Raw genomic sequence first — 22191 nt, 5'->3', positions numbered from 1 at the left:
TATGCGACTGCGTGGCGCTCAGCACGCTGGATTCAAATCGGCGAATCCGGCAGCACCGAGTGATAGGCAATGAAGGCGTCATTGCATTGCAGTGGCGTGCCCGGGCCGGGTTTGCCTTGTAGCTGCACATCGTTGGGCACCGATTCGGTCAGCTGATCGTAAAAGCTCACCGGGCCGCCTTTGAAGGTGAAGTGCGTCGCGCCCGGATTGCTCGCAGGCCCACCGAAATGCGGCTGCGCGAAGCTGACCTTGCCGCCTTCCAGCACGACATTGTCCAGCGAGAGGGTGATCGGCCGGGTAGTGCCGGCATCGCGGTACCCATAGAAACTCAGTTCACCGCCACCCAGGGTGGTCGAACCCAGCGAATGCACGTTGCTGAGCGAAATGCCGTCGAACTGCGGCTGCTTGTCGCGGGTGGCCGCGTTGGCGTAGTTGGCATCGAATACCAGCGGCCGCGCAACCCCGCGCATGCAGATGTTCTCGAAGCTGATGTCGTAGACCTGGCCGCCGCGTGAGGCATCGGACTTGATGCGCAGGCCATTGCCCGAGTAGGGATCGCGCTGCGCATCGTTGGCATTGAAGCCGTCGATGCTCAAGCCACGCACGGCAATATGGCGCATACCCGAATCGGTTTCGCTGCCCAGCGAAAAGCCATGGGTGTAGTAGAGCTGGTTGTAGGCGAACAGCATGTTTTCCGAGGCAATGCTGCGCTTGCTGTTGGCATGCGCCTTGATCGCCACACCATCATCGCCGGTGCCGATGTGCGAGTACGCCAGCAGCACATTCTTCGACTGGCCCGGGTCAAAGCCATCTGTGTTCTTGGCAGTCTCCGGTGTGAAGCAGGTCGCGTGCGGATTGACGTCCGGGGTGCTGCCTGCCGGGCATCGATAGCCGGGACGCGAATAGACGAGGCTGGGCGCCAAAATCTTGATGCCCCACGCGGTCAGGCCCACGACGTTGTCGCTGATGACATGGAAGTTGGGCGAGTTTTCCAGGGTGATGTCGTACAAGGTGACGTTGGTGCTGTCGTCGATCTGCAGCAGGCGCGGCACGTGCTGACTCAAGCCCTTGGTGACGTTGAGATAGGCAAGATCCCACCAGCTGGCTTTGCCGGCATTGGGTCCGGCAGTGAGCGTGCTGCCGCCACGGCCATCGATCTTGCCGGCGCCGACAATGGCGCTGTTGGCGGTGTCGGAGAGATGGATCAGCGGGCTACACGACTTGGCCTTGTCGCTGGTGGCGGTGCCGCAGGTGCCCAGGCCGTTGTCGTAGTCTTGCGGATTGCGCGAGCCGAACAAGGTGACCCCGCGGTCGATCCAGAGCGTGACCCCGCTTTTGATTGTCAACGGCCCACTGAGCACGCCGGATTCGCCGGCATCGCCGGGGACAAGATGCACTGCGCTGCCGGCAGGGCAATCGTCGATGGCCGCCTGCAGGCGCGCGGTGTCGCGCTTGGAGTGGGCCGGATCCTGATCCAGCGCGTCCAACGACCCGGCCACTGGCATCAGTGCGGCTTTGAGCGTTGCGCAGATCTGCGTCGGCAAGGTCGGCTGCTGGACGACGCCCCAACGCGTGGAGATGCTGTGCGCGGTGTCGGGCACATCCTGTCCGTGCGGCCGCGCTGCGCTGGCCTGCAAGCTTGTCATGCCGAACAAGGCAAGCGTCAGTGGTGCGATGGCGGGAAAGGTGAAAGGAGATCGCATTGGGGGGAGTGCTCCGATGGGGCGCGGCGACGGTGCGATTTACGCGCAGCAGCGATACGTTGCATGAGAGCCGGGTCACCGTGCCTGTGCGCCGGGCTTGCACTGCAGGTATCGCCGTTGCGACGTCGATTACGCAAGCAAGCGGCAAGCCTGGCGCCTCATGTGGGCGGCCGACGTCGGAGAAGCGAACTCGACGCCGCGTCCCCGAAGTCGTCAATGCAGTGCCCATTCCAATCAAGCGCTGCCATCGGACGCGCGCATGCGCGGTTAAAACACCATCGCCTGTTGGCACACCGCATCACGCGGATTGCCAACAGGCGATGAGTCCCGGTGCTACACCGAAACGTTGCTGCCAGGACGCTACAAAAATGCAGCTGTGGTGGCGATTGGTCAGTCGGCGGCCCCGGCCCCGGTATTGCCGTACTCGTAGAAACGATTCGCCGAATTGGTGCAGTTGCTGCTGCAATACGGGCGGCCGACCGTCGATGCATTCCATGGCGCGGTCTTGCGGATATGGCTGCCCAGGGTCGAATCACGCACCGTCACCTGGCCGTTGGGCGAGGTGCCGTTGACGTAGGCGCTCAGGCTGCCGACGCTTTCGTCCCAGGCACGCCCAAGATAGGTGTTGTTGTCCGGAGAGCCGGAGACGCCGGTAAAGCTGCTGTTGATCGCCAGGAATCCATAGCTGCTGCCAGGGCGCGTGCTGGGGGCAAAAATATAGCCGCCGCGGCTGCTGCCCAGGCGTGCGCCGGTGGAACGGATAGTGGCGCCATCGAAAACACCGACACCGGAGCCGAAGATGAAATCGACATCGCCCTCGATGGTGCTGTTCTTGAAATACGCACGGATCACATCGGACGCGCTGCTCGCGCTGATCAACAAGGTGTCCTGGTTGCCGGTCACCAGGACATCCTGGAAGTTGGCCTTGTCGCCACGCACCGCCAGCGCCACCGCCGATTGATTGTTGTCGGTGTAGGTGCCTTCCACATAGTTGTTGTCCACGCGCAGGTGGCGTGCCTCGAAATTCGCTGCGCGCACCGTGAACGTGGCGCTGTTGGAGGTGCCAACCGTGGTCGCCGATGCATTGCTCGCACAGGGGTGGCTTGCGGTGCCGGCTGGCTTGGGCGTGGGGTTGGCATTGTTGAAACGGATGACGGTGTCGCCGGTGTTGGTGCCCAGCCCGAACAGCTTCAGCGGTGGCGCATTGTTCGGCACGCAGACCAGTTCGGTGTAGATGCCCGCCTTGATGCTGATGTAGCGACGTGTCGTGCCGCCGGCAGCCACGGCAGCGTCGATGGCAGATTGCACGGTGCGGTAGCGGGTGGAGCCGTCGGCCGCCACTGCGTAGTCGGCACTGAGCAGGGCGACACCTGCGGTAGGGTTCCAGTTGTCGGTCACCAATGCGCTGATCGGCCCGGCCTTGGCCAAGGCTTTGGCAATCGTATACGTGCTCGCTTCGCTACTGGTGAGTTGCGGCCGTGTGGCAGTGCCTGTCAGTGCTAGCGCAGTGGCGCTGACAAGGCTCAGCACTGCGGCCGCAAGACAGGTTGTACGGATGTGCGATGCAGACATGTGGTGCGCTCTCTCTGGAAGGGACGCGTGCGCAAGACGCTGCAAATGCCGGGCAATCCAGTAGCGCCCGCTATGCTGTTGCACGCTCGCCTGAAAAACGATCGCAACAGACTTCAGGCCGCTTGAGGATTCCAGGAAATACAGCGCAGGTGCAACGATGGTCGTTGCCATGCGCGGTTCTGGTTCGTGCCGCACTGGCGGCTGGCCGATCCTACTGCCGTGTTCGTTGTTGGGCCGATGATGTATCAGCCAATGTGCCGGAACTGCGAGTCGGTCACGCTTTGCAGCCTGTTACCGTCGCTTCAGGCCATGCGCGCGCGCCGAACTTATTGCGGTTGCACAACGACGGCGAGTGACGCCGCGTCCTCACATGCCGTGGGCGCAAGGCCTTTCAGACTGGCTCACCCGCGTACCACGCGCATGTCAGGAATCGAAATGGCAGACACCAAAGAGTTGCAGGAAAAATTCTGGAAGGCGCTCAAATCCGATCGCACCGTGATGCTGGGACTGGACGGTGTCGAAGACGGCCACGCGCGTCCGATGACCGCACAGATCGAAGGCGATAGCGGTGGCCCGATCTGGTTCTTTACATCCAAGGACAATGCACTGATCGCCATGCTGGGGCAGGGACGCCGCGTCATTGGCGCTTTCAGCAGCAAGGGCCATGATCTGTTCGCTAGCATCAGCGGTTCGCTGCGCGAAGACACCGACCCGGCCATGGTCGACCGGTTGTGGAATCCGTATGTCGCCGCCTGGTACGAGGGCGGCAAGACCGATCCGAACTTGGCGCTGCTGCGCCTGGACGCCGACCATGCCCAGATCTGGCTCAATGAGTCGAGCCTGCTGGCAGGGATCAAGGTGTTGTTAGGCGTAGACCCGAAAAAGGATTATCAGGACAAGGTGGCGGACGTTCCGCTGCGCTGAGATCTGGCTCTCCTACGCCACCGTCGAGGTGGCGTAGGCGGACTGGTTGCGCGATTGGCAATGCTCACTGCTGTGCGACGGCCGCATTGCAACGCAAGCCCACCACGCGGTGCGTGCGGGCGCGTACATCACTTCACAGCATCTCCACCTGCCCACTGGGCGGCCTTCCAATGGACGTGCGCCAGGCGTTCTGGCGGCCACCTGTGTTGCCATAGATTCCTGGTGGAAACCAGCGCCGGGTTGGTGCTGATCGATACCGGCTTTGGCCTGCGCGATGTCGCCGAGCCACGTGCCCGAGTCGATTTGCGTGCGCCCACGCCGCGGTGATCTGCGCTTCACCGCGCGCCAACGCACCGCAGCGCGATGATCTGCCACCGGCACAGCGTGCGTGGTTGTGCCGCCATTCCAGGAGATTGAACATGCAGCAGATCGAAATTGGCCAGATGGTGTTTCTACGCGATGGCGAAGTCGGTGTTGGTGCCGTCCGCGACATCCGCAACGATGGGGAAGAACTGGTCATCAATATCGAAAATGGCGGCGACTTCGTGCTGCCTGCATCGGTAGTGCGTGATGTGCATTCGGGTAAGGTGATGCTGGATGTGGACAAGCTTCCCGATGATGTACGTAACGCGCTACGGCATCCGCATGACAACGAGCTGCAGACCAGCACCTATGCCGCCAGCGATGCGCAGGATGGGGCGTTGAAGTAGGGTCTGATCGCATCGTGAGCGGTGCCGACTCCTGGTCCGCACATGCTGCGCAACTCAGTCCGGCAACAAGAACGTGTGCGGCGCAGCATCGGCAGGGCCTGCCACCAGGGCAGGTTGTTCGGCTTCGTCCTTCAACTGCACGCCAGAGAGCTTGCGGCGAAATGCTTCGCGCAGCAGATACCCCAGTTTGTGGGTCGCCTCGGCGTAGCTCAGTCCTTCGGCGCGAATGTTGGAGATGCAGTTGCGCGCTGCGTCGGTGAGCCCGACACGGGGCATGTAGGTGAGATACAGGCCCAGGCTGTCGGGCGAGCTCAGGCCCGGCCGTTCGCCGATCAGCACGATCACCGCGCGTGCGGCGAGCAGTTCGCCAACCTCATCGCCGATTGCCACGCGCCCTTGCGCCACCAGCACCACCGGCGCGAGTGACCAGCCTTCTTGCGATGCCAGCGCATCGATCTGCTCGAACATGCGCGCCGCATGCCGATGCACGGCCAGCGCAGACAGCCCGTCGGCGATGACCACCGCAACATCATGTCCGCTGCCATGCACCGCCGTGAGGCCGCGTAACTGGGCGGCGGCATCTTCGGCCAGGCGCCGCCCCAGATCCGGACGTTGCAGGTACTGATGGCGATCGGCCGCAGCGCTCTGCAGCAGGATGCTGCTGCGCCCGCGTCGCTCCAGGGCGGCCTGCAGCGGTGCCGGGTCGAACGCCAGATGCACCGCATCGCGTGCCTGCGCGTGCGCCAGCTGGAACTCCAGGTGCGCGTCTGTCGGCAGGCTGGTGCCCACCCGGCCCAGTGCAATGCGCGCAGGCGTCAGTTGGCGCAGTTGCGCCCAGGCATCGCGTGGCGGTCTGGAGGGTGCGCTCATGACGCCGTTCTACCGCTGGCCTGTTCCAATGCACGCCGAAATGGCGCCGGTACCTCGCTGCCGAGTTCGAAGCGGCCATCGCGCAGCCGCAGGATGTCGTGCTGCTCCAGCCACTGTTCGAATTCGGGTGCCGCGCGCAGGCCGAGTGCCTGGCGCGCATACAGCGCATCGTGAAACGAGGTGGTCTGGTAGTTCAGCATCACATCGTCGGAGCCGGGAATGCCCATGATGAAATTGATGCCGGCCGTGCCGAGCAGGGTGAGCAACATGTCCATGTCGTCCTGATCGGCTTCGGCATGATTGGTGTAGCAGATGTCGCAGCCCATCGGCACGCCGAGCAGCTTGCCGCAGAAGTGATCCTCCAGCCCGGCGCGGATGATCTGCTTGCCGTCGTAGAGATATTCCGGGCCGATGAAGCCCACCACGGTATTCACCAGCAGCGGTTTGTAGTGGCGCGCCACCGCATACGCGCGCACCTCGCAGGTCTGTTGATCCACGCCATGGTGCGCATTGGCCGACAATGCGCTGCCCTGGCCGGTTTCGAAATACATCACGTTGTCGCCGACGTTGCCGCGCCGCAAGGACCGGCCCGCCTCATAACCTTCCTGCAGCAAGGCCAGGTTGATGCCGAAGCTGGTGTTGGCCGCTTCGGTGCCGGCGATGGACTGAAACACCAGATCCACCGGCACGCCGCGGCCGATCGCCTCGATGGTGGTGGTGATATGGGCAAGCACGCACGATTGCGTGGGGATCTGATAGCCGCTGATCACCGCATCGAGCATGCGCAACAAGGCGGTGGTTGCGGCCAGACTGTCGCTGGCCGGATTGATGCCGATGACTGCGTCGCCGTTGCCGTACAACAGCCCATCCAGCACGCTGGCGGCAATGCCGGTGGCATCGTCGGTGGGGTGGTTAGGCTGCAAGCGCGTCGACAAGCGTCCGCGCAACCCCAGTGTGTTGCGGAAACGGGTGACGACCCGGGTTTTCTGCGCCACCAGGATCAGGTCCTGCACGCGCATCACTTTGGACACCGCGGCCACCATTTCCGGCGTCAACCCTGGAGCCAGGGCGGTCAATGCGGCTTCGTCGGCCTGCGCGCTCAGCAGCCAATCGCGAAAGCCGCCGACGGTGAGATGCGCCGCCGCGGCGAACGCAGCGGCATCGTGCTGGTCGATGATCAACCGCGTCACTTCATCCGTTTCGTACGGCACCACTGCTTCCTGCAGAAAATGTCGCAGCGGTAGATCGGCAAGCGCCATCTGCGCGGCCACGCGTTGCAGGCCGGAGTCGGCGGCAAGCCCAGCCAACTGGTCGCCGGAGCGCGCAGGCGTCGCCTTGGCCAGCAAGGTCTTGAGGTCGGCAAACCGAAACTGTTCGCCACCGGCGGTGAAGGCGAAACCGCTCATCAGCTGGTGGCCGGGGTGTCGTGCTGGCTGCGCAGGCTGAGCACGCAGCACGCCGCGCCGAACAGCAGCAGACCCAGGAAGATCAGTGCCACGAGCGGGTTGAACCACACCATGGCCACCAGGCACACCAGCGCCAGCACCAGGGCGATGGCCGGCACCACCGGGTACCCCGGTGCGCGGAAACTCCGCTCCAGACCCGGTTCGGCGCGGCGTAGCTTGAACAGGCTGAGCATGCTCATCACATACATCACGATCGCGCCGAACACCGACATGGTGATCATCGCTGCGGTCAACGACATGCCCTGGATCTTGACCACGCTGTCGCTGCAGATCGCGGCAATGCCGATGACGCCGCCGGCCAGGATGGCGCGGTGCGGTGTGCGAAAACGCGACAGCCTGGCCAGCCCATGCGGCAAAAAGCCGGCGCGCGCCAATGCGAAGAACTGCCGCGAATAGCCCAGGATGATGCCGTGGAAACTCGCCACCAGCCCGAACAAACCGATCCACACCAGCATGTGCAACCAGGTGGAACTGTTGCCGACCACCGCCTTCATCGCCTGCGGCAGTGGGTCGTTGATGTTGGAGAGCTGGCGCCAGTCGCCGACGCCGCCGGCAAACACCATCACCCCAAGTGCCAAGATCACCAGGGTGAGAATACCGGCGATATAGGCGCGCGGAATCGTGCGTTTGGGGTCCTTGGCTTCTTCGGCCGCCATCGCGGCGCCTTCGATGGCCAGAAAGAACCAGATCGCAAACGGGATTGCGGCGAAGATTCCTGAGATGGCCGCCGGCCCGAACACATCGCTGCCGGCCCAACCATTGGCGGCGAAGCGCGCCACGCTGAAACCCGGCGCCACCACCCCCATGAACACCAGCAGTTCGATCACCGCCAGCAAGGTCACGACCAGCTCGAAGGTGGCTGCAATCGCCACGCCGACGATGTTCAAGCCCATGAAGACGAGGTAAGCGCCGATCGCGGCAATGCGCGGGTCCAGGGTCGGGTACTGCACATTCAGATACGCCCCGATCGCCATCGCAATGGCCGGTGGCGCGAAGACGAATTCGATCAGCGTGGCCAGGCCCGCCAGCATGCCGCCATAGGTGCCGAACGCGCGCAGGCTGTAGGCGAACGGCCCGCCTGCATTGGGAATGGCGGTGGTCAATTCGGTAAAGCTGAAGATAAAGCAGGTGTACATCACCGCGACCAGCAACGTGGTCACCAGGAAGCCGAGCGTGCCGGAGGTGCCCCAGCCGTAACTCCAGCCGAAATACTCGCCGGAAATTACCAAGCCCACGGCGATGCCCCACAACTGCCAGGTGCCCAGGGTCGGTTTGAGGTGCTCGTTGCGCATGTCGCACATCTCCTGCTGTCGGGGGAGGGAGATGAAGCACGCCCGACGCCGAAGCGACGGACCGACGGACCGACCGTCAGCAGCCCAAGCGCCTACGTGCAGCGACGCGCGACGGTCGTTCCGGTTATACCGCAACGGCCGCTGGCGGACACACGCACGACGGGTAGGTCGCCGCCGACCGGGTATGCAGCGTTCCGGCGCAATGGTCGTGGGTTGCGTTTTTTTCTTTTGGCGCCGCAGGGTGTGGCGCGTTGTTGAATTGAGGGGGCCTGATCCAGTCGCGATGCATCCAATAGTGGGGTCATCGCAGGATGACTCTGCAGCCGCACGCTAAGGCGGATCGGGATCATGGTCCATCAACGGGGCGGGGATGCGACCATTCGGTGTCATCCCGCTCACGACTGCCGGTAGTTGGGGCGCGCCGGTTCCGTCACGGCCCAGCCGGCTGCATGAACTCGATGGAAATATGGTCCGGACCAGACACGTAGGCGGTGAGCGTTCCTGTTCTCGGACCTCCCGGAATCGGCAGCGGCTTGCCCTTTGCCTTCCATCCGGCGGCCTCGACACGGGAGATGGCCGCATGGATGTCCCGGACGGTCAGCGCCAGATGGGCGGCCCCGATCGCACCCGCGCTGTCCGGCGACTGCCCATTCCGACGACCGTTGGAATACTGCAGCAACTCGACGATGAATCCGTCCGGAGCCTTCACGATTGCCGTTCGCACGCTCGGATCATCCACGCCGGTGACCTGATGCAGGAAATCGCCGCCCATCTGTGCCTGTCGTTCGAGCGTAAACCCCAGGGCCTCGGTCCAGAACCGGATAGCCTCGTCAAGCGATGAAACGGCAAACCCGATGTGATCGACGCTGGTCACGCCTGCATTGCTATCCACTGTGGCGGCTCCGTTCCAGTACGTCCGAGACGCGATAATTTGTGTGAGGGAAGCTAGAGCCAGCAGAAGACCGCTGGCTAAGCAGGCTCTTATAGGGAGCGTAGGACAGCGTCCTCAATGCCTCCGCACGTCAACGAGGCGATCTTTCGAACGCTCTACTTCGTCCGCTCAAGCACCAGCAACGGATCGATGCGGGTGTCGAACCAGTTCATCCCCCAATGCAGATGCGGCCCGGTGGCACGCCCGGTGGCACCGACCGCGCCAATCACCTGGCCTTGCTCGACCCGATCGCCCACTTTCACGTCGATACGCGACAAGTGCAGGAAATTCGAGCTCACGCCAAAGCCGTGATCCAGCAGCACCGTGCCGCCGGTGAGATACAGGTCCGGCGCCGCGAACGTCACTACGCCGGCCGCCGGCGCCTTCACCGGGGTGCCAGTGGGCACGGCGATGTCCATGCCCGAATGGCCGGCGCCGGGCTGGCCGTTGTACACGCGTGCATTGCCGAAGCGGCCGCTGATGCGACCCTGCACCGGCCAGATGAAGGGTTGGGCGAAATCGGTGCGTGCATCGTCGCGGTCGCGTGCGGCGGTGACCTGCGCCTGCTCGCGCTTGATCCGTTCGGCGATTGCCGGCGGTGGGTTGACTGTTTTGGGCGGCACGCCGTTGACGCGTTCGATCGGCCAGTCGCGCGGCGTCACTGCGATGCTCACGGTCTGCGTGCTGCCTCCGGGCGGGGTGATCTGCACCTGCAATGGCCCGGTGGCATCGCGGCCGATACCGAACACCACGCTTCCATAACCGCTCACCCGCAAGCTGCGGCCGGCGTATTGCACCTTGCTGCCAGCCGGCACCTTGCCGATCACCAGCGCACCTTGCGAGGCGCTTTGCGGAAACACGGCATCAGTCGCGGCGGCCGCACTCTGGGCATCTGCAGCACCTGCCGCTAGCACGACCGGCGCCAGGAGCAACCAGGCGCCAAACAGGGCTGCGCGCATCAGCGGTCGAAGGTCAGGCGCTGGCCGGCAGCGCTGCCCACCAGTTGTTCGCCGTCCCACACCTGCTGGCCGTTGACCCACGTTGCAGCGATACGCGAACGGAAGGTGGTGCCCTCGAATGGCGACCAGCCGCACTTGGACAGCACCTGCTCACGCTTCACGGTGAACGGGGTGTTGTCGATCATCACTAGGTCGGCGAAATAGCCTTCGCGCAGGAAGCCACGCTCTTGCACATCGAACAACTGTGCCGGCGCATGCGCGAACTTCTGCACGACACGGGTGATCGGCAACTTGCCTTCGTGCACCAGCTCCAGTGCCGCGACCAGCGCGTACTGCACCAGCGGCAGGCCCGAGGGCGCCTGCGCATAGGGCTTGTGCTTTTCTTCCCAGGTATGCGGGGCATGGTCGGTGGCGAGCACGTCGATGACATCTTCGGCCAGCGCATCGATCAGCGCCAGGCGATCTTCGGCATCCTTGATCGCCGGGTTGCACTTGATCAGGTTGCCCAGTCGTGCGTAGTCGCTGCGATCGAAGCGCAGGAAGTGGATGCAGGTCTCGGCGGTGATGCGCTTGCGTAGCTTGCCGTCGGCATCGACCAGCGGGCCGGCTTCGAACAGCGACAGCTCGTCGGCGGTGGAGATGTGCAGCACATGCAGACGGGTGTTGTGCTTGCGCGCCAGCGACACCGCCAGCTGCGAAGACTTCAGGCAGGCCTGACGCGAACGGATGTCCGGGTGCATCTCCGGTGTCAGCGCATCGCCGTATTTTTCCTTGTACTGCGCCATCGTCGCATCGATGGTCGGGGTGTCTTCGCAATGCGTGATGATTGGCGTGGGCGCGTCGCGGAAGATCGCATCCAGCGTTTCGGGGTTATCGACCAGCATATTGCCGGTGGAGGCGCCCATGAACACCTTGATGCCTGGCGCGGTCTTGGGGTCCAGCGACTGGATATGGACCAGATTGTCGTTGCTGGCGCCCATATAGAAGCCGTAGTTGGCCCAGGCGCGCCCGGCAGCGGCGTCGTACTTGGCCTGCAGTGCGGCGGCATCCAGCGTCGGCGGATTGGTGTTGGGCATGTCCATGAAGCTGGTCAGGCCACCAGCCACCGCGGCGCCGGATTCGGTCGCGATGTCGCCCTTGTGGGTCAGGCCAGGCTCACGGAAGTGCACCTGGTCGTCGATCATGCCTGGCAGCACCCAGCGTCCGGCGGCGTCCACCACGGTATCGCCAGGGGCAGGGGCGATCTTGTCGTCGATCTTGGCGATGCGGCCGCCCTCGATCAGGAGATCGGCGTCGAACTCTTTGCCTTCATTGACCAGGCGGGCATTGACGATGACGGTTCGGCTCATGGATGGGGTCCTTTGCAGCTGCAGGAAGAAGACGGGCAGGGCGAGGCGGGTGCATCGGGCACCGGATCGAATCCGCCCGGATGGAAGGGATGACAGCGGCCGAGCCTGCGTGCGGCAAGCCAACTGCCGCGCAGCGGGCCGAAGCGGCCGATGGCGGTCATCGCGTAGTCCGAGCAGCTGGGTGCAAAACGGCAACGCGGCCCGAGCAGGGGGCTGATGACGAGCTTGTAGACGCGCAGCAGCGCGATGAGCAGGCGTGAGATCACTTGCCAATGATATGCCACTTGCATTAATAGGTGGTTGCCGGGGGTCCGTGGGGTACGTTATAAAGGCCCGCTTTCCCGGGCCCCGGGGGAACCAAGGATGAGCGTTTCGTGGCTGCTAAAAAACCTGCAAAAAAGGCCGTAGAGGCCGCCAAGAAGTCCGCCAAACCCGTTGCGAAAAAGGCAGCGACGTCCGCTGCTGCGAAACCGGCCGCAAAACCGGCGACCAAGCAGTCGGCTGCCAAGAAGGCACCCGCGAAGAAGGCACCTGCGACGAAGACCGCTGCCAAGCCGGCGCCGGCTTCCAAGACCGCCGCGTCCGTAGCCCCCAAGTCAGTGAAACCCGTCGCCAAGCCTGCTGCCAAGCCGGCGGCGAAGAAGGCAGCCCCGGCTGCCGCCAAACCGGCCGCCAAGCCGGTGGCGTCCAAGTCCGTACCGAAGCCGGCCACCAAGCCGGCTCCGGCCAAGTCAGTCCCGGTCAAGGCTGAAAAGCCCGCGCCCGCACCGGTCCCCAAGGCCGTCCCTGCGAAGCCGGTAAAGCCTGCGACCCCGTCATCTAAGAATCCCGTGCCCGTTTCGAAATCTTCCGCAAAAACGCCAACCAAAACCGAAGCCCCCGCCAAGCCTGCTGCGACCCGTCCGGTCGGCAAGGTGGCCGTGGCCGTGACGTCCAAGCCGTCCAGCGCGGCTCCCAAGACCAAGTACAAGGTGGTCGAGTACAAGACCGACGAAGCAACCGGTCGCCCGATCCTGCCGCAGGGCTACAAGCCTTCCGCGGACGAGGAGTACATGAACAAGTTGCAGCAGGAATATTTCCGCCAGCGTCTGCAGAGCTGGCGCAACGAGATGGTGGAGGAATCCAAGCAGACCATCGAAAACCTGCGCGAAGAAGTGCGCGATATCGGCGATGAAGCCGAACGCGCCACCCGCGAGACCGAAAACTCGCTGGAACTGCGTGCCCGTGACCGCGCCCGCAAGCTGATCTCCAAGATCGACAGCACGCTCAAGCGTCTGGAAGACGGTGATTACGGCTACTGCGTGGACACCGGAGAAGAGATTGGCCTAGACCGCCTGGAAGCGCGCCTGACTGCCGAGCGCACCATCGACGCCCAGGAGCGTTGGGAGCATTTGCAGAAGCAGCAGGGCGACTGACCGTCCGCCTGGCTCATGAAGACCCCGCCATGTGCGGGGTTTTTTTATGGACGCCTGATCCGTTGCATCGGTACCTGGTCAGTCAGCGCACGTCGGCGAACCGCCGTCGCGCGCAGTTGAATGACGGCACCTGGTCGCGGCTCGCGGCACGAATGTCTTTGCTCCAGCGCGACGCAGTGGGCCGGCAATCGCGCGATTGCGCAGCTCACTGCAGATCGCGCAGGTCCAGCTTGCGCAGGCGCGGCGCCTTCCAGGCGGTGGTGGCCACCACGCCCAGGGTGACGCAGCCGCCGATCACCACCGCAGGCACTAGCCCGACCAGGCGCGCCATGACGCCGTCGTAGAATGCGCCCAGCTCGTTGGACGAGCCGATGAAGATGCCATTGATCGAAGACACCCGGCCACGCATGGCATCGGGGGTGGCCAACTGCAGGATGGTCTGGCGCACCACCACCGAGACGCCGTCGCACATGCCGTACACCAGCAGGATCGCCGCGGACAGCCAGAATGGCGCGACAGTCCGAAGGCGATGGTGCAGAGCCCGAAGCCGGCCACCGACAGCAGCAGCACGCGCCCGGCATTGCGCTGCAGCGGGTGCCGCGCCAGCCATACGCCAACCACGATCGAACCCAGCGCCGGCGCACCGCGCAGGATGCCCAGGCCTTCCGGGCCGTAGTGCAGGATGTCGTGGATGAAGGCCGGCAACATCGAGACCGCGCCGCCAAGCAGGACCGAAAACATGTCCAGCGCCATGGCACCCAGCATGATCTGGTTGGACAGTACGAACCGCGCGCCTTCGGCGATGCTGCGGAAGATCGGCGCACGCGGGCCCTCGCTGACTGGCTCGCTGACACGCAACAACGCCAACGCCAGGATCGCCAGCATCGCCACGCTGGCGGCGACCCCGTAGGCCAGGCCCTTGCCGCCCCAGCCGACCAGCACACCGCCCAGCGCCGGGCCGATCACCATGCCGGCCTGGAAGGTGACGCTGCCGATGCTGGCACCACGTGCGAATGCTTCGCGCGGCAGCGCCCGTGCAAACAAGGCGTTGTAGACCGGCGACAGGAAAGAGCGCGCCGCGCCGGTGAGCGAGATGGCGGCGTAGATCGGCCACACGCCTTTGATGGGCAGCCAGCCTTGCGTGATCGCCAACAGCAGCAGTGCGGTTGCGACCAAGCCGAGCACGGCCACCATGCCCAGCCGGCGGCGCGGCAGGTGATCGACCAGGTAGCCGGCAAAGGGGGCGATGCAGAAGAACGGCAGGATTTCAGCCAGGCCGATCAGCCCCAGCGAGAGCGGGTTGCCGGTCATTTCATAGATATGCCAACCGACCGTCACCGCGACGATCTGGTAGGACAGCATCGCTGCCACGCGGTACAGCAGCACCAGGCCGAAGCCTGGATGGGCGAGCAGCGTCCGCAGCGAATCGGCGGGCGATGGGGCGGGCGTGCTCACTGCTGCGCGCGCGCGGTATCGCGGATGAAGGCCAGCATCGCTGCCACGCCGTTGCTGCGGGTCGGCGACAGATGCTTAGCCAGGCCGATTCCGGCGATGTAGTCAGGCTCGGTGGCCAGGATCTCTTGCGCGCTACGCCCCGAATACACGCGCAGCGCAAGGTAGATCAGCCCGGAGACAATGGCCGAATCGCTGACGGCATGGAAATCCAGCCGCTCGGCGTTGCCCTCCGGCACGATCCAGACCATCGATTGGCAGCCATGCAGGCGGTGCTCTTCGGTTTTCCACTGTTCCGGGAAGGCGGGCAACTTGCGTCCAAGGTCGATCAGGTACTGGTAGCGCTCGGACCAGTCGCCGAAAAAGGAAAACTCCTCGGCAATGGCGGCCTGCGCCTCGGCGGCAGTGGGTTCGAGCGGGAAGGGGGAGTTGGTCATCTAAGTTCCAGAATCGATCGCAAAAACTAAGGGCATTTGGTCAGAGCCCCTCTCCTTCCGGGAGAGGGGTGAGGGTATGGGCGAAGCCTCGTGGCTGTTGCACGTGGCTTCGCTCGCACCCTCATCCGGCGCTGCGCGCCACCTTCTCCCGGTGGGAGAAGGGTAGGTCATGCGCGTTGGGTGTGGAGGTGTGCAATTGAGGTTTCAGGGGATGAGCAGGTATCGAACTCAGGCATTGCCCCTCACCCATCGGGAGAGGGATTGGGTAAGGGTACGGGCGAAGCCTCATGGCTGGTGCACGTGGCTTCGCTCGCACCCTCATCCGGCGCTGAGCGCCACCTTCTCCCGGTGGGAGAAGGGTCGGTCATGCGCGTTGGGCGTGGAGGTATGCAAGTGCGGTTCAGAGGATGAGGGGAGTGGTGAACCCGGGTATTGCCCCTCTCCCATCGGGAGAGGGGTTGGGGTGAGGGTACGGGCGAAGCCTCGTGGCTGGTACAGGTGGCTTTGCTCGCACCCTCATCCGGCGCTGAGCGCCACATTCTCCCGACGGAATAGGAACGGTCAGGCGCGTTTCCAGCGTACGCCCTGCGGGGTGTCTTCCAGGACGATGCCCTCGTCGGCGAGCTGCTTGCGGATGGCATCGGCGCGGGCGAAATCCTTGGCTTTCTTCGCCGCGCTGCGCTCTTCGACCAGGGTAGTGATGCGGGCATCGTCGCCTGCGTCGGTGCCGCGCGAGAACCATGCAGCCGGGTCTTGTTGCAACAACCCCAACGCCATGCCGGCACCAAGCAACTTGGCGCGCGCGGCATGCAGCTCGGTCATGCGCGCCGGCGCTTGGCCGCTGTGCATCAGTTCGCTGCGCAATGCACGCGCATCGGAGGCGATGCTTGCCATGACGGACAAGGCCAGCGGCGTATTGAGATCGTCATCCAGAGCGGACTCCACCTCGGCGGGAATCGTCTTGGATGGTGCAAAGTCGCTGCCGCTTTCGGCTGCCAGCGCAGCCAGATCCCGCAACGTCCCATACAACCGGTCCAGCGTGTTCTTGGCCTGCTCGATCAACCCATCCGACCAATCCAGTGGCTGACGGTAATGCGCGCTCAACAGCGCATAGCGCAGCGCTTCGGGCGGATGCCTGGCGATGAGCTCGTGCACGGTTTCGATATTGCCCAGCGACTTGCTCATCTTCGCGCCGCTGAAATTGAGCATGCCGTTGTGCAGCCAGAAGCGCGCAAAGGTGGCACCGCCATGCGCGCACTCGCTCTGCGCAATCTCGTTTTCGTGATGCGGAAACTGCAGGTCCACGCCGCCTGCGTGGATGTCGATGGTGGGGCCCAGATGCGCCGCAGCCATCGCCGAGCATTCGATATGCCAACCCGGGCGGCCGCGGCCCCATGGCGATTCCCAGCCGGGCAGGTCGTCGCTGGAGGGTTTCCACAATACGAAGTCGCCGGGGTCGCGCTTGTACGGCGCCACGTCCACACGTGCGCCGGCCAGCATTTCGTCCGGGTCGCGCCGCGAGAGTTTGCCGTAGTCCTCGAAGCTGGAGACCGAAAACAGCACGTGGCCTTCTGCGGCATAGGCATGCCCGCTGGCGATCAGCTGCTCGATCATCGCCACGATGTGCGGGATATGCGCGGTGGCCTCCGGTTCGATGTCCGGTGGAACCACGCCAAGCGCCGCCATGTCCTGCCGGTAGATCGCCGCGAAGCGATCGGTGATCGTCGCAATCGGTACGCCCTGCGCCTGCGCGGCGGCGTTGATCTTGTCGTCCACGTCGGTGATGTTGCGCGCGTAGCGCAGTGCGCCGTAGCGTCGGCGCAGCAACGCGGCAAGCACATCGAACACCACCGGGCCACGGGCGTTGCCGATGTGCGCGTAGTTGTAGACGGTGGGACCGCAGACATACAGGGTGGGGCTGGACGGATCGAGCGGCGCAAACGGCTCGACCCGCCGCGTCAGGTTGTTGTGCAGGCGCAGGCTCATCGGCATCCGAAAAAGGGCAATCGCGCGATTCTAGCCCGTTGTGGCGCGATGGCGAATCGCCAGCCCGACCATGGCCACCGGATGGGTTGCGTTCAGCCCAGGCGGCCGCAAGCTCCATACACTTACGTACTGCCTGGCTGCGCGTTCCCGGTACTGATGCGACCTTCTCCGTTCTTCATGCTGCTGTGTACGTTTGCCGGGCAAGTCATTCCGGCGCATGCGGCAGAGCCCGACCCCAAGAACCGGGTTGTGGTGATCGAGAACGTGAAACTGGATTATGCGCAGGTGCTCAACGTCGAGCCGGTCTACCAGACGCTTCGCGCCACGCGTATCGAAGAGCAATGCGAAGCCGAGCAGGCGGCACAGGCTGCGGCAGCGCCGGCCGAGGACGAGGGCCGCATCAACCGCATGGTGGATTCGGTCAAGGAAATGTTCTCGCGTCGCCCCGAACCGGCCGCGCCCGCTGCGGTGCCGCCGACCAGCACGCGGCGCAACTGCAAGGTGGTGGAAGTGCCGCGTGAGTTCCGCCGGCCGATCGCCTTTGACGTGGACTATGTCTACAAGGGCACCAAATACCGTTCGCGCCTGCCGGAAGATCCGGGCAACCGGCTGCGCATCCGGGTCTCGGTGACTCCCTACATTCCCGACGCCATCGTCGCGCCGCCGCGATGAGATGCGCAGCGGTTGCGCCGTGCCCACATGCGTGCGAGGATTCGCGCCCTATGCAAGCAAACGCCTTTCAGCACGACACCAGCGCCGCCCGGATGGCCTCCGGCATGACCTCGCGTGCCCGCCGACCGGAATCCCACATTTTCGCTGGGTAAGCCGGGGCGTTTGCTGTTCCGACGTTGAAGACCCAGCCCACAGGCTGGGTTTTTTCGTTTTGGCGTCACAGAAGTTTCAACCGCAAGAAACGCGCATGTCGCGCCCCCCGTCGCTCCTGGCGGACCAACGCAGCAGTAGCACGCAGCATAGGATCGATCGATGTCACTGAAGCACTTCTTGAACACCCAGGACTGGAGCCGCGCCGAACTGGATGCGCTGTTGACCCAGGCCGCGTTGTTCAAACGCAACAAGCTGGGAAGCGAGCTGAAGGGCAAGTCGATTGCGCTGGTGTTCTTCAACCCCTCCATGCGCACCCGTACCAGCTTCGAGCTGGGTGCGTTCCAGTTGGGCGGGCATGCGGTGGTCCTGCAGCCGGGCAAGGATGCGTGGCCGATCGAGTTCAATCTGGGCACGGTGATGGACGGCGACACCGAAGAGCACATCGCCGAAGTGGCGCGCGTGCTGGGGCGTTATGTCGACCTGATCGGCGTGCGCGCGTTTCCCAAGTTCGTGGACTGGTCCAAGGACCGCGAAGACCAGGTGCTCAAGAGCTTTGCCAAGTACTCGCCGGTACCGGTGATCAACATGGAAACCATCACCCACCCATGCCAGGAGCTGGCGCATGCGCTGGCGCTGCAGGAACACTTCGGGACCCAGGATCTGCGCGGCAAGAAGTACGTGCTGACCTGGACCTACCACCCCAAGCCGCTGAACACCGCGGTGGCCAACTCGGCGCTGACCATCGCCACCCGCATGGGCATGGACGTGACCCTGTTGTGCCCGACGCCGGACTACATCCTGGATCAGCGCTACATGGACTGGGCCGCGCAAAACGTGGCCGAAAGCGGCGGTTCGCTGCAGGTGAGCCACGACATCGACAGCGCCTATGCCGGCGCCGATGTCGTCTACGCCAAGAGCTGGGGCGCGTTGCCGTTCTTCGGCAACTGGGAACCAGAGAAGCCGATCCGCGACCAGTACCAGCATTTCATCGTCGACGAACGCAAGATGGCGCTGACCAACAACGGCGTGTTCTCGCACTGCCTGCCGCTACGCCGCAACGTCAAGGCGACCGATGCCGTGATGGATTCGCCCAACTGCATCGCCATCGATGAAGCCGAAAATCGCCTGCATGTGCAGAAGGCGATCATGGCGGCGCTTGCTTCGCAAGCGGGAATCGGGAATCGGGATTAGAGAATCGCAACAGCAACACCCTTGGCCCCCACATTTACGTACTAAGGAACAATGATGAGCGCTGCTTCCACCAATCCCGAATCCCGAATCCCGACTCCCGGCACCAAAGACATCGTCCTCGCGTTTTCCGGTGGTCTGGACACCAGCTTCTGCATTCCGTATCTGCAGGAGCGCGGCTATGCGGTGCACACCGTGTTTGCCGACACCGGTGGTGTGGATGCCGAAGAGCGTGAGTTCATCGAGAAGCGCGCCGCCGAATTGGGCGCGGCCAGCCACGTCACCGTGGACGGTGGCCCGGCGATCTGGGAGGGTTTCGTCAAGCCGTTCGTGTGGGCGGGCGAGGGGTACCAGGGCCAGTACCCGTTGCTGGTATCGGACCGTTACCTGATCGTGGATGCTGCGCTCAAGCGTGCCGAAGAATTGGGCACGCGCATCATTGCGCACGGTTGCACCGGCATGGGTAACGACCAGGTGCGTTTCGACCTGGCAGTGAAGGCGCTGGGCGACTACCAGATTGTTGCGCCAATCCGCGAGATCCAGAAAGAGCACACCCAGACCCGTGCCTATGAGCAGAATTATCTGGAAGCGCGTGGTTTCGGCGTGCGTGCCAAGCAGCAGGCCTACACCATCAACGAGAACCTGCTGGGCCTGACCATGTCTGGCGGCGAGATCGATCGTTGGGAAGCGCCGGGCGAGGGCGCGCGCGGCTGGTGCGCGCCGCGCAGCGCCTGGCCGAGCGAAGCGCTGACGGTGACGCTGAAATTCGTCGAAGGCGAAGCGGTGGAACTGGATGGCAAGCCGCTGCCGGGTGCGAAGATCCTGGCCAAGCTCAACACCTTGTTCGCGCAGTACGGCGTGGGCCGTGGCGTCTATACCGGCGACACCGTGATCGGTTTGAAGGGCCGCATCGTGTTCGAAGCGCCGGGCCTGATTTCGCTGCTCACCGCGCACCGTGCGCTGGAAGATGCAGTGCTGACCAAGCAGCAGAACCGCTTCAAGCCGGACGTGGCGCGCAAGTGGGTGGAGCTGGTGTACGAAGGTTTCTATCACGACCCGCTCAAGAGCGATATCGAGGCGTTCCTGAAGTCCTCGCAGGCCAAGGTCAATGGCGAAGTGACGCTGGAAACCCGCGGCGGCCGCGTCGATGCGGTGGCGGTGCGTTCGCCGCACCTGCTCAACACCAAGGGCGCGACCTACGCGCAATCGGCCGACTGGGGCGTGGAAGAGGCCGAGGGCTTCATCAAGCTGTTCGGGATGAGCTCGACCCTGTACGCGCAGGTCAACCGCTGAGCAAAAGCCCCTCTCCCCCGGGAGAGGGGGTGGGAGCGCCGCAGGGAACCTTCAGGATCGATCATGACGAACGCGTCGCCACGCGCCAGTCATGGGAACCACTGCAGCATTTGCTTCCATTGTTCTCCTTCTGGGCGCGTGGCGACGCGTTCGACCCGGTTGCCTCTCGAAGTTTCGGGAGGCACCCCTCATCGCCCCCTTCGGGGCACCTTCTCCCGGTGGGAGAAGAGGGCCACTGCGATGGAATCCATGCCCGCACTACGCATCAGTACCGACAAGCAGGAACTCGACCTGCCGTTGATCCATCGCTTCCTCAGCGAGCAGGCCTATTGGTGCCTGGGCATCCCGCTGGACACGGTGCAGCGGGCGATCGCCGGCTCGCTGTGTTTCGGCGGTTATTGCGAGGGCGTAGGGCAGGTGGCGTTCGCGCGAGTGATCACCGACGGTGCCACCTTCGGCTATCTGGCCGATGTGTTCGTGCTTGATGCCCACCGTGGGCGCGGCTATGGCAAGCAACTGGTGGCGGCAGTGATGGCCCATCCGCATCTGCAGGGCCTTCGCCGCTTCATGCTCGCCACCTCCGATGCGCATGCGCTGTACGCACAGCACGGCTTTGCCGCGCCGGCGCGGCCGCAGGCGTTGATGGAAATCGCCTATCCCGATCTCTACCGCACCACCACCACGGCTGCCTGACACACATGACTGACCTGCTCACCTCCACGCTGGACCACCTGCAGGCGCTGGTGTCCTTCGACACCCGCAATCCGCCGCGTGCGATTGCCGCGCATGGCGGCATCTTCGATTATCTGCGCGCGCAGCTGCCGGGCTTCCAGGTCGAGGTGGTCGATCACGGTGCAGGGGCGGTGAGCTTGTATGCGGTGCGCGGCACGCCGAAGTACCTGTTCAATGTGCATCTGGACACCGTGCCGGATTCGCCGCACTGGAGCGCCGACCCGCACGTGATGCGGCGCCTGGACGACCGCGTGGTGGGCCTGGGCGTGTGCGACATCAAGGGCGCGGCGGCGGCGCTGGTTGCCGCGGCCAATGCCGGCGATGGCGATGCCGCGTTCCTGTTCTCTTCCGACGAAGAAGCCAATGACCCGCGCTGTATCGCCGCGTTCCTGGCGCGTGGCGTGCAATACGAAGCTGTCTTGGTGGCCGAGCCGACCATGGGCGAAGCGGTGCTGGCGCATCGCGGCATCAGTTCGGTGTTGATGCGGTTTGCCGGGCGCGCAGGCCATGCCTCGGGCAAGCAGGATCCCTCGGCGAGCGCGCTCCATCAGGCAATGCGCTGGGGTGGCAGAGCCCTGGACCATGTGGAATCGCTGGCGCATGCGCGCTTCGGCGGCTTGACCGGATTGCGCTTCAACATCGGCCGCGTCGAGGGCGGCATCAAGGCCAACATGATCGCGCCGGCAGCCGAAGTGCGCTTCGGCTTTCGTCCGCTGCCGTCGATGGACGTGGATGGATTGCTCGCAACCTTCGCCGGTTTCGCCGAACCGGCGGCAGCGCATTTCGAAGAAACCTTCCGCGGGCCGAGCCTGCCATCGGGCGACATCGCACGCGCGGAAGAACGCCGCCTGGCTGCACGCGATGTGGCCGATGCGCTGGACCTGCCGATCGGCAACGCAGTGGACTTCTGGACCGAGGCCTCGCTGTTTTCGGCCGGCGGCTATACCGCGCTGGTGTATGGTCCGGGCGACATCGCCCAGGCGCATACCGCCGACGAATTCGTGACGCTGGCGCAGCTGCAGCGTTATGCCGAATCGGTCCATCGCATCATCAACGGTTCGCGTTGAGCCGACACGCGCCTGGCGCT

20 protein-coding genes and 1 pseudogene are annotated in these 22191 nt (G+C 64.2%); 8 read left to right on the top strand and 13 right to left on the bottom strand.

Translation table 11 applies throughout. From position 1 onward, the window contains the following. Positions 1 to 32: 32 nt before the first annotated feature. Positions 33 to 1703, bottom strand: coding sequence for a glycoside hydrolase family 28 protein (locus tag FLG15_RS12115; RefSeq protein ID WP_081023016.1), 1671 nt, complete (start codon positions 1701 to 1703; stop codon positions 33 to 35). Positions 1704 to 2093: 390 nt separating this feature from the next. Next, positions 2094 to 3275: a putative acyl-CoA thioester hydrolase gene (locus FLG15_RS12110; protein WP_057678813.1), complete on the bottom strand. Its 1182-nt coding sequence runs from the start codon at positions 3273 to 3275 to the stop codon at positions 2094 to 2096. A gap of 420 nt (positions 3276 to 3695) precedes the next feature. Here FLG15_RS12110 and FLG15_RS12100 point away from each other — a divergent pair, with 420 nt between their 5' ends. Together FLG15_RS12100 and FLG15_RS12090 are read left to right on the top strand one after the other, a co-directional pair. Beyond that, entirely contained in the window at positions 3696 to 4199 is a 504-nt protein-coding gene (locus tag FLG15_RS12100; protein ID WP_008573434.1) for a pyridoxamine 5'-phosphate oxidase family protein, read from the top strand. A 419-nt stretch (positions 4200 to 4618) separates the two neighbouring features. Further along, positions 4619 to 4909, top strand: coding sequence for a hypothetical protein (locus FLG15_RS12090; RefSeq protein WP_017156118.1), 291 nt, complete (start codon positions 4619 to 4621; stop codon positions 4907 to 4909). A 54-nt stretch (positions 4910 to 4963) separates the two neighbouring features. Here FLG15_RS12090 and eutC read toward each other — a convergent pair whose 3' ends face one another. From eutC to FLG15_RS23480, 8 genes are all read right to left on the bottom strand, one after another. Beyond that, entirely contained in the window at positions 4964 to 5779 is an 816-nt protein-coding gene (gene eutC, locus FLG15_RS12085; protein WP_057687074.1) for an ethanolamine ammonia-lyase subunit EutC, read from the bottom strand. Then, positions 5776 to 7185, bottom strand: a complete 1410-nt coding sequence (locus tag FLG15_RS12080) for an ethanolamine ammonia-lyase subunit EutB (RefSeq protein WP_057687073.1) — start codon at positions 7183 to 7185, stop codon at positions 5776 to 5778. The genes eutC and FLG15_RS12080 overlap by 4 nt, the downstream gene beginning before the upstream one ends. After that, positions 7185 to 8546: an ethanolamine permease gene (eat, locus tag FLG15_RS12075; RefSeq protein WP_150146411.1), complete on the bottom strand. Its 1362-nt coding sequence runs from the start codon at positions 8544 to 8546 to the stop codon at positions 7185 to 7187. The genes FLG15_RS12080 and eat overlap by 1 nt, the downstream gene beginning before the upstream one ends. Before the next feature lie 421 nt (positions 8547 to 8967). After that, positions 8968 to 9468 carry a VOC family protein gene (locus FLG15_RS12065; RefSeq protein ID WP_057680048.1) on the bottom strand — a complete coding sequence of 167 codons (501 nt, stop codon included), beginning with the start codon at positions 9466 to 9468 and terminating at the stop codon, positions 8968 to 8970. Positions 9469 to 9584: 116 nt separating this feature from the next. Further along, on the bottom strand, positions 9585 to 10427 hold the full coding sequence (locus tag FLG15_RS12060) for a M23 family metallopeptidase (protein ID WP_209226855.1): 843 nt from the start codon (positions 10425 to 10427) through the stop codon (positions 9585 to 9587). Further along, a complete protein-coding gene (locus FLG15_RS12055; protein ID WP_057680046.1) occupies positions 10427 to 11776 on the bottom strand; it encodes a dihydroorotase in 1350 nt (449 codons plus the stop codon). The genes FLG15_RS12060 and FLG15_RS12055 overlap by 1 nt, the downstream gene beginning before the upstream one ends. Further along, positions 11773 to 12066, bottom strand: coding sequence for a membrane protein insertion efficiency factor YidD (gene yidD / locus FLG15_RS12050; RefSeq protein WP_057680045.1), 294 nt, complete (start codon positions 12064 to 12066; stop codon positions 11773 to 11775). Before yidD ends, FLG15_RS12055 begins: the two co-directional genes overlap by 4 nt. Further along, a complete protein-coding gene (locus FLG15_RS23480) occupies positions 12066 to 12644 on the bottom strand; it encodes a hypothetical protein (RefSeq protein WP_057687078.1) in 579 nt (192 codons plus the stop codon). Before FLG15_RS23480 ends, yidD begins: the two co-directional genes overlap by 1 nt. Before the next feature lie 184 nt (positions 12645 to 12828). Here FLG15_RS23480 and dksA point away from each other — a divergent pair, with 184 nt between their 5' ends. Beyond that, positions 12829 to 13191, top strand: a complete 363-nt coding sequence (dksA, locus tag FLG15_RS23475) for an RNA polymerase-binding protein DksA (protein WP_223293187.1) — start codon at positions 12829 to 12831, stop codon at positions 13189 to 13191. A gap of 205 nt (positions 13192 to 13396) precedes the next feature. Here the strand turns inward: dksA and FLG15_RS12040 are convergent. From FLG15_RS12040 to cysS, 3 genes and pseudogenes are all read right to left on the bottom strand, one after another. After that, positions 13397 to 14646 (bottom strand): annotated as a pseudogene (locus tag FLG15_RS12040) (MFS transporter). Next, a complete protein-coding gene (locus tag FLG15_RS12035; RefSeq protein ID WP_017156110.1) occupies positions 14643 to 15080 on the bottom strand; it encodes a SufE family protein in 438 nt (145 codons plus the stop codon). Before FLG15_RS12035 ends, FLG15_RS12040 begins: the two are co-directional and overlap by 4 nt. Positions 15081 to 15641: 561 nt before the next feature. Then, a complete protein-coding gene (cysS, locus tag FLG15_RS12030) occupies positions 15642 to 17066 on the bottom strand; it encodes a cysteine--tRNA ligase (protein WP_057677849.1) in 1425 nt (474 codons plus the stop codon). A 177-nt stretch (positions 17067 to 17243) separates the two neighbouring features. Between cysS and FLG15_RS12025 the strand changes: the two genes are divergently transcribed. The 5 genes from FLG15_RS12025 (at position 17244) to FLG15_RS12005 (ending at position 22171) form a co-directional block, all read left to right on the top strand. Next, positions 17244 to 17738 carry a hypothetical protein gene (locus FLG15_RS12025; RefSeq protein WP_039571965.1) on the top strand — a complete coding sequence of 165 codons (495 nt, stop codon included), beginning with the start codon at positions 17244 to 17246 and terminating at the stop codon, positions 17736 to 17738. Between the two features lie 312 nt (positions 17739 to 18050). Then, the gene (locus FLG15_RS12020) at positions 18051 to 19082 is read left to right on the top strand and encodes an N-acetylornithine carbamoyltransferase (RefSeq protein WP_008573404.1); all 1032 of its coding nucleotides are present in this window, start codon (positions 18051 to 18053) and stop codon (positions 19080 to 19082) included. Positions 19083 to 19133: 51 nt separating this feature from the next. Then, positions 19134 to 20372, top strand: a complete 1239-nt coding sequence (locus FLG15_RS12015) for an argininosuccinate synthase (RefSeq protein ID WP_170922293.1) — start codon at positions 19134 to 19136, stop codon at positions 20370 to 20372. 240 nt (positions 20373 to 20612) lie between these two features. Continuing rightward, positions 20613 to 21065 carry a GNAT family N-acetyltransferase gene (locus FLG15_RS12010; RefSeq protein ID WP_011408722.1) on the top strand — a complete coding sequence of 151 codons (453 nt, stop codon included), beginning with the start codon at positions 20613 to 20615 and terminating at the stop codon, positions 21063 to 21065. Between the two features lie 5 nt (positions 21066 to 21070). Continuing rightward, on the top strand, positions 21071 to 22171 hold the full coding sequence (locus FLG15_RS12005; RefSeq protein WP_057678294.1) for an acetylornithine deacetylase: 1101 nt from the start codon (positions 21071 to 21073) through the stop codon (positions 22169 to 22171). The last annotated feature ends 20 nt before the right edge of the window (positions 22172 to 22191 follow it).

This window comes from Xanthomonas phaseoli pv. dieffenbachiae, assembly GCF_008639345.1.
In the GTDB taxonomy this organism is placed as follows: domain Bacteria; phylum Pseudomonadota; class Gammaproteobacteria; order Xanthomonadales; family Xanthomonadaceae; genus Xanthomonas; species Xanthomonas phaseoli.
Note: the sequence above shows the minus strand (reverse complement) of the source record. Positions and strands in the feature narration are given on the sequence as shown.